Source organism: Variovorax sp. 20P10.2.4, from assembly GCF_058244205.1.
Map to the genome: position 1 here is coordinate 1 of NZ_JBZAYE010000386.1, position 7,156 is coordinate 7,156.

The following is a 7,156-nucleotide window of genomic DNA, read 5'->3' on the forward strand; positions in this document are numbered from 1 at the left end:
ACCCTTCTGGATGCCCTGCGCCTTGAGTGCATTGGCGAACTGGCTCACGCGCGCGAGCAGTTCCTTGTAGGTGACCTTCGTGACGGTGCCATCGTCGGCTTCGAAGACGATGGCGGTCTTGTTCTCGACGGGCGTGCCGATGTGACGGTCGAGGCAGTTGGCGCTGGCGTTGAGTTCGCCGTCGCCGAACCATTGGTAGAACGGCGCGTTCGACTCGTCGAGGATCTTGCTGAAGGGCTTCGTCCACTGCAGGTGGGTCGTGGCCTGGCGGCTCCAGAAGCCTTCGAAGTCCTGTTCCGCTTCCTTGCACAGGGCCTCATAGGCGGCCATGCCGGAAATGCGGGCGCCTTCGGTGGCGCGGGCATCGGGCGGGAACACGCGGTTCTCGACCAGGACGGATTCAATGTTCTTCGATGCGCTGCTCATGTCTCGTGTCTCCTGGATGAATTGCGGCCGTAATGTCGGCGCGACCACTTACGGGCCACTGACGCCGAACCGGCGTGCTGCTGACGGACCCCCGATGTTAGAGCGGGGGGTTATCACGAGTGCGTCACCGGGACACCCCTAGAATCGCGCTCCCCGTCACACACGCCCCCTCGATGTCCTCCCCCGACCCCTTCGATCCCCGGAACATGCCCGTTCACGCCCGCACCTCTCCGTTGCGCCCGCTGCCACGGCTGATCTTCGCGAGCCGCTGGCTCCAGCTGCCGCTGTACCTGGGACTGATCGTGGCGCAGGCGGTCTACGTGGTGCATTTCCTGGTCGAGCTGCTGCACCTGGTCGAGGCCGCGTTCGGCAGCCAGACCGCGCTGCAGGCGCTGATCAACAGCATCGGCTACAAGACCACCGCGCCGGTGGCCGCGCTCAACGAGACGGTGATCATGCTGGTGGTGCTGGCGCTGATCGACGTGGTGATGATCTCGAACCTGCTGATCATGGTGATCGTGGGCGGCTACGAGACCTTCGTGAGCCGCATGGACCTCGAGGGCCACCGCGACCAGCCGGAGTGGCTGAGCCACGTGAACGCCTCGGTGCTCAAGGTCAAGCTGGCCACCGCCATCATCGGCATCAGCTCGATCCACCTGCTCAAGACCTTCATCAACGCCGACAACTACACCGACAAGGTGCTGATCGCGCAGACGGTGATCCACGTCGCCTTCCTGCTCTCGGCCATGGCCATCGCCTTCACCGACCGGCTGATGGCGCATCCCCCGGCCGACCACTGAGCGTCGTTCAGGCCGCCAGCGGCAGGTCCCAGGCCGGCACTTCGGTGAAGCGCTGCGCCAGGAAATCGAGCATGGTGCGCAAGGTGGCCGGCATGTGCTTGCGCGAGGTGTAGACCGCGTACATGCCCACCACCTGCGGCTCGAAATCGGGGAACAGCGGCACCAGCTCCCCACCGTGCACGAGCGGCGCCGTCAGGTAGGTCGGCAGCATCGCGATGCCCGCGCCCGCGCGCGCCAGGCACATCAGGCTGGCCGCATCGTTGGCCGACACGTTGCCGTCCACGGCCACCGACACCGGCGCGCCGTCGCTCTTGCGCGTGAAGCTCCAGAGGCTGTGGCCGAAGTAGGAATGCGTGAGGCAGTTGCGCTGCGCGAGTTCGTCCACGCGCTGCGGCGTGCCGTGCTCGGCCAGGTAGGCCGGCGAGGCGCAGACCACCGAGCGGCAGTCCGTGAGCCGGCGCGCGATCAGGTTGGGATCGATCTCGGCCGCGGTGCGGATCGCGAGGTCGATGCGCTCGTCGACCAGGTTCACGGTGCGGTCGAGCAGCACCAGGTCGACCATCACGCCCGGATAGAGCCGCACGTAGTCGGCGATCGCGTCGGCCAGTTGCGCCTGCGCGAACGAGGTGCCGGTGGTGATGCGCAACTGCCCGCGCGGCGCCTCGGCCGGATGGCGCACCGCGGCCTGCATGTCGCCCGCGAGCTCCAGCACCTGGCGGCAGCGCGGCAGCAGCTCCTCGCCCGCGGCCGTGAGGCTCAGGCGCCGGGTGGTGCGATGCAGCAGCCGCGCGCCGGTCCATTGCTCGAGCTCGGCGACGTAGCGCGTGACCACGGGGCGCGACATGTCAAGCTTGTCGGCGGCGGCCGAGAGGCTGCCCGCGTCGACCACGGTCACGAAGACGCGCATTGCGTTGAGACGGTCCATTCGAACGATTTTAGGAATAAAGAAGCGCGAATTTCGAGGTATTTCTTTCGAAATGAGAAACCTAAGATGAGCCTCATCGCCCTCTTCCCATCGCTCGTTCCAAGGAGTCCTCCATGAGCCATATCGCCATCATCGGCGCCACCGGTCGCGCCGGCGGCCGCCTCCTCGAAGAAGCACTGCGCCGCGGCCACACGGTCACGGCCATCGCGCGCCATGCCAGCGCCAAGCTCGCCGACCGCGCCAACGTCAAGGCCGTCGACCTCGACGTGCTCGACGGCGCCGCGCTCGAGAAGGCCCTGGCCGGCCACGACGCCGTGTTCAGCGCCGCCCACTTCGCGACCGTGCCGCCCACGGCCATCATCGAACCCGCGAAGCGCGCGGGCGTGAAGCGCCTGCTGGTGGTCGGCGGCGCCGGCAGCCTGTTCGCGGCACCGGGCCTCAAGGTCATCGAGACACCGAACTTCCCCGAGGCCTACAAGGCCGAGGCCTCGGCCGGTGGCGTGTTCCTCGAGGCGCTGCGCGCCGAGAAGGAACTCGACTGGACCTTCCTATCGCCCTCGGCCGAATTCGTCGAAGGCGAACGCACCGGCAAGTTCCGCCTCGGCCAGAACGACCTGCTGGTCAGCGCCGAGGGCCGCAGCTGGATCACGTTCGAGGACTACGCGATCGCCTTTATCGACGAGCTCGAGAAGCCCGCGCACTCGCGCCAGCGCTACACGATCGGGTACTGAACCCACCCGTCGCCCAACGAAAAAAGGACCCTCACGGGTCCTTTTTGCATGGGGCAGGCTCGACTCAGCGGCCCGTCATGTTCTCGGGCACCACCCACTGGTCGAACTGCTCGGCCGTGAGGTGGCCCGAGGCGATCGCGGCCTCGCGCAGGCTGGTGCCTTCCTTGTGCGCCTTCTTCGCGATGTAGGCCGACTTGTCGTAGCCGATGTGCGTGTTGAGCGCGGTCACCAGCATCAGCGAACGCTGCACCAGCTCGGTGATGCGCTCGCGGTTCGGCTCGATGCCCACGGCGCAGTGGTCGTTGAAGCTCACCATGCCGTCGGCCAACAGGCGCACGCTCTGCAGGAAGTTGTGGGCCACCATCGGGCGGAATACGTTGAGCTCGAAGTTGCCCGAGGCGCCGCCGATGTTGATGGCCACGTCGTTGCCGAACACCTGCGCGGCCAGCATCGTGACGGCCTCGCTCTGGGTCGGGTTGACCTTGCCCGGCATGATCGACGAGCCCGGTTCGTTCTCGGGAATGCTCAGCTCGCCGATGCCGCTGCGCGGGCCGCTCGCGAGCCAGCGCACGTCGTTGGCGATCTTGTTCATGCTGGCGGCCAGGGTCTTGAGCGCGCCGTGGGCATGCACCAGCGCATCGACGCTGGCCATCGCCTCGAACTTGCTCGGCGCGGTCACGAACGGCAGGCCGGTGAGCTTCGCGAGCTCGGCCGCCACCTGCTCGGCATAGCCCTTGGGCGCGTTGAGGCCGGTGCCCACGGCCGTGCCGCCCAGCGCCAGTTCGCTCAGGTGCGGCAGCGCGGCGCGCACGTGCGCCTCGCCATGCGCGAGTTGCGCCACGTAGCCCGAGAACTCCTGGCCCAGGGTGAGCGGCGTGGCGTCCTGCAGGTGGGTGCGGCCGATCTTCACGATGTCGGCGAAGTCCTTCGACTTCTGCTCGAGCGTGCCGCGCAGCTTGGCGATGGCCGGCAGCAGCTTGTGGGTGATGGCCTCGACGGCCGCCACGTGCATCGCGGTCGGGAACACGTCGTTGCTCGACTGGCTGCGGTTCACGTCGTCGTTGGGATGCACCAGGCGGCCCTCGCCGCGCTCGCCGCCCAGCAGTTCGCTCGCGCGGTTGGCCAGCACCTCGTTGACGTTCATGTTGGTCTGCGTACCCGAGCCGGTCTGCCAGACCACCAGCGGGAATTCGCCCGGATGCTTGCCGGCGATGACCTCGTCGGCTGCCGCCACGATGGCGTGGGTCTTCTTCTCGTCCTGCAGGCCCAGCGCGTGGTTGACCACGGCCGATGCGCGCTTGACCTGGGCCAGGGCCTTGATGATCTCGCGCGGCTGCTGCTCGCCCGAGATGTCGAAGTTCTGCAGCGAGCGCTGCGTTTGCGCGCCCCACAGCTTGTCGGCCGGCACGTCGATCGGTCCGAAGGTGTCGCGCTCGGCACGGGTCTTGGGGGAAGTCGTCATGAGAAAAGCTCCGCAGTCTTGAAAAGGGGTGCGCCCGCTCGCCGGACGCGGCCCCGAGTATCGCCCGATAAGAATGGCTCTCATCTGACGCGGCCATTGCGTTCCAGACTACAGCCGTTCGCAGGCGGCGGATTGACATGCTTCATGTCAAAAAGTTATAATCATCGTCTTTCGCGGACCTGCAAGTCATTACGAACCCGTTGCGGGATGACGCTGCAGCTCCCACCGGCACTACTCGCGGATCTTCGAATCCCGTCGCGGTGCAGGTTCTCCCGCCGGGCCCAGCCCGGCACACCGGCCGGATAGTTCCGGCCCCACTGCCACGTCACGCTTCTCCAGGCGGCGCCCCTCGACCAGGCCCGTTGCCCGCGAGCGAAGCATCCGGCGGGCACTGGTTTCGTCGCCATGTCGTCCTCAGTGCCTTCCGGCAGCCATCGGCTGATGGCGTGGCCGCTGCCGTCCCGCTTCCAGGCGGAACGGCGCCCGTCCAACCTTCGCACAAGGAGCCCGGCATATGGCCAAAGGAATTCTCATCGACCACGTCTTCAAGGTCTTCGGCGACGCGCCCGACGACGCGCTGGCGCTGGTGCGCCAAGGTCTGTCGAAGAAGGAGATCCTCGCCAAGACCGGCCAGTCGATCGGCGTGTTCGATGCCACCTTCGAGATCCAGGCCGGCGAGATCTTCGTGATCATGGGCCTGTCGGGCTCGGGCAAGTCGACGCTGGTGCGACTGCTGAACCGGTTGATCGAGCCGACCGCGGGCCGCATCGTGATCGACGGCGCCGACATCAACGAACACTCCGACGCCAGGCTGCGCGCGCTGCGCCGCAAGGACATCAGCATGGTGTTCCAGTCCTTCGCGCTGATGCCGCACATGACGGTGCGCGAGAACACGGCCTTCGGGCTCGAGCTGTCGGGCACCGGCAAGAAGGAGCGCCTGGCGCAGGCCGACCTCGCGCTCGCGCAGGTGGGGCTGGCGGGCTGGGGCGACAGCTATCCCGACGAGCTCTCGGGCGGCATGCAGCAGCGCGTGGGCCTGGCGCGCGCGCTGGCCTCCGATCCCTCGATCCTGCTGATGGACGAGGCCTTCTCGGCGCTCGACCCGATCATCCGCACCGAGATGCAGTCCGAGTTGCTGCGGCTGCAACAGCAGCAGCGCCGCACCATCGTCTTCATCTCGCACGACCTCGACGAAGCGATGCGCATCGGCGACCGCATCGCGATCATGAAGGACGGCCAGGTGATCCAGGTCGGCACGCCGGACGAGATCCTGCGCTGCCCGGCCAACGACTACGTGCGCAGCTTCGTGCGCGGCGTGGACGCGGCGGCCGTGTTCAAGGCCGCCGACATCGCGCGCAAGCCGCTGACCGTGGTCTGCGAACACCCCGAGCGCGGCGCCCGCGCGGCGCTCAAGCTGCTGGAAGACCAGGACCGCGACTTCGCCTACGTGACCAGCCCCGACCGGCGCTACCTCGGCACGGTCTCCGCCGACACGCTGCGCGCCGCGCTCGACGGCCATTCGGGACCGCTGGGCCTGCGCCATGCGTTCCTCGCCGACCTCGGCACGATCGAGGCCGACGCGCCCGTGGCCGGACTGATCGGCCAGGTGGGCCAGGCGCCCTGCGCGGTGCCGGTGGTGGCGGCCGACGGCCGCTTCTGCGGCGCGATCAGCAAGACCACGCTGCTGAAGTTCCTCGATCGCGACACGCCGCCGATCGATCCCGCGCTGCCGCCCGCGCCCGCCGCGAGCGCCACCCCTGCCCATGTCCTGGCCTGAACCCGATTTCGAAGGAACCGCCGAGAAGATGAACGACACCACCCTGCCCTCCGACCTCGCCACCGCCAACGATGCCGCCGCCGCGCTGGCGCAACAGCCCGCGCCGGCGCCCGTCGCGCTCGACCCCTGGGAGGCCCTGTCGGCCGCGCCCGATCCCGCGGCCACCAGCGCCTGGCTCGACGCGCCCGTGCCGCAAGACGCCGCGCACCAGCTCGCCGGCCAGGCCGATGCCGCCGGCTTCCAACTGCACCGCCTCTGGGACGGCTCGCTGCCGGTCGAGTCCTGGATCAACCAGGGCCTGGGCTGGGTGGTCGAGCATTTCCGCCCCTTCTTCCAGACCGTGCGGCTGCCGATCGACAGCACCCTGAACTCGGTGCAAAGCCTGCTGACCGGGTTGCCGACGCTCGCGATGATCGCGCTGATCGGTCTCCTGGCCTGGCAGTTCGCGGGCCGCGCGCTGGCCATCGGCAGCACCGTCGCGCTGCTGCTGGTGGCGATGCTGGGCATCTGGCCCGAGGCCATGGTCACGCTGTCGCTGGTGCTGACCTCGCTGGTCTTCTGCATGGTCATCGGCCTGCCGCTGGGCGTGCTGCTGGCCAGCAGCGACCGGGCCCAGCGCGTGATGCGCCCGGTGCTTGACGCGATGCAGACCACGCCGGCCTTCGTCTACCTGGTGCCGGTGGTGATGCTGTTCGGCATCGGAAACGTCCCGGGCGTGATCGTGACCATCGTGTTCGCGCTGGCGCCGCTGGTGCGCCTGACCAACCTCGGCCTGCGCCAGGTGCGGCCCGACCTGATCGAGGCCGCGCGCGCCTATGGCGCCTCGCCCTGGCAGATGCTGGTGAAGGTGAAGCTGCCGCTGGCCATGCCCTCGATCATGGCCGGCATCAACCAGGCGCTGATGCTGTCGCTGTCGATGGTGGTGATCGCCTCGATGATCGCCGTGGGCGGCCTGGGCCAGATGGTGCTGCGCGGCATCGGCCGGCTCGACATGGGCCTGGCCACCGTCGGCGGCCTGGGCATCGTGCTGCTCGC

General features: G+C 68.2%; 7 protein-coding genes. 4 read left to right on the plus strand and 3 right to left on the minus strand.

Translation table 11 applies throughout. The features are described 5' to 3' along the window. On the minus strand, positions 1–426 hold a 426-nt coding region (locus AC27VN_RS27725), incomplete at its 3' end, for an acetyl-coenzyme A synthetase N-terminal domain-containing protein (protein ID WP_490878615.1). 173 nt (positions 427–599) lie between these two features. Here AC27VN_RS27725 and AC27VN_RS27730 point away from each other — a divergent pair. After that, positions 600–1,226: a YqhA family protein gene (locus AC27VN_RS27730; RefSeq protein ID WP_093344195.1), complete on the plus strand. Its 627-nt coding sequence runs from the start codon at positions 600–602 to the stop codon at positions 1,224–1,226. A gap of 7 nt (positions 1,227–1,233) precedes the next feature. On the opposite strand, the gene AC27VN_RS27735 is transcribed toward AC27VN_RS27730, so the two are convergent. Beyond that, entirely contained in the window at positions 1,234–2,151 is a 918-nt protein-coding gene (locus tag AC27VN_RS27735; protein ID WP_490878616.1) for a LysR family transcriptional regulator, read from the minus strand. 113 nt (positions 2,152–2,264) lie between these two features. On the opposite strand from AC27VN_RS27735, the gene AC27VN_RS27740 reads away from it, so the two are divergent. Continuing rightward, positions 2,265–2,882, plus strand: coding sequence for an NAD(P)-dependent oxidoreductase (locus AC27VN_RS27740; RefSeq protein WP_093344198.1), 618 nt, complete (start codon positions 2,265–2,267; stop codon positions 2,880–2,882). Between the two features lie 64 nt (positions 2,883–2,946). On the opposite strand, the gene fumC is transcribed toward AC27VN_RS27740, so the two are convergent. Beyond that, entirely contained in the window at positions 2,947–4,344 is a 1,398-nt protein-coding gene (fumC, locus tag AC27VN_RS27745; protein WP_093344199.1) for a class II fumarate hydratase, read from the minus strand. A 514-nt stretch (positions 4,345–4,858) separates the two neighbouring features. On the opposite strand from fumC, the gene proV reads away from it, so the two are divergent. Together proV and AC27VN_RS27755 are read left to right on the plus strand one after the other, a co-directional pair. Beyond that, positions 4,859–6,121: a glycine betaine/L-proline ABC transporter ATP-binding protein ProV gene (proV, locus tag AC27VN_RS27750; protein WP_490878617.1), complete on the plus strand. Its 1,263-nt coding sequence runs from the start codon at positions 4,859–4,861 to the stop codon at positions 6,119–6,121. Between the two features lie 28 nt (positions 6,122–6,149). Next, positions 6,150–7,156 (plus strand): ABC transporter permease subunit (locus tag AC27VN_RS27755; protein WP_490878618.1); only part of this gene is annotated, 1,007 nt, incomplete at its 3' end.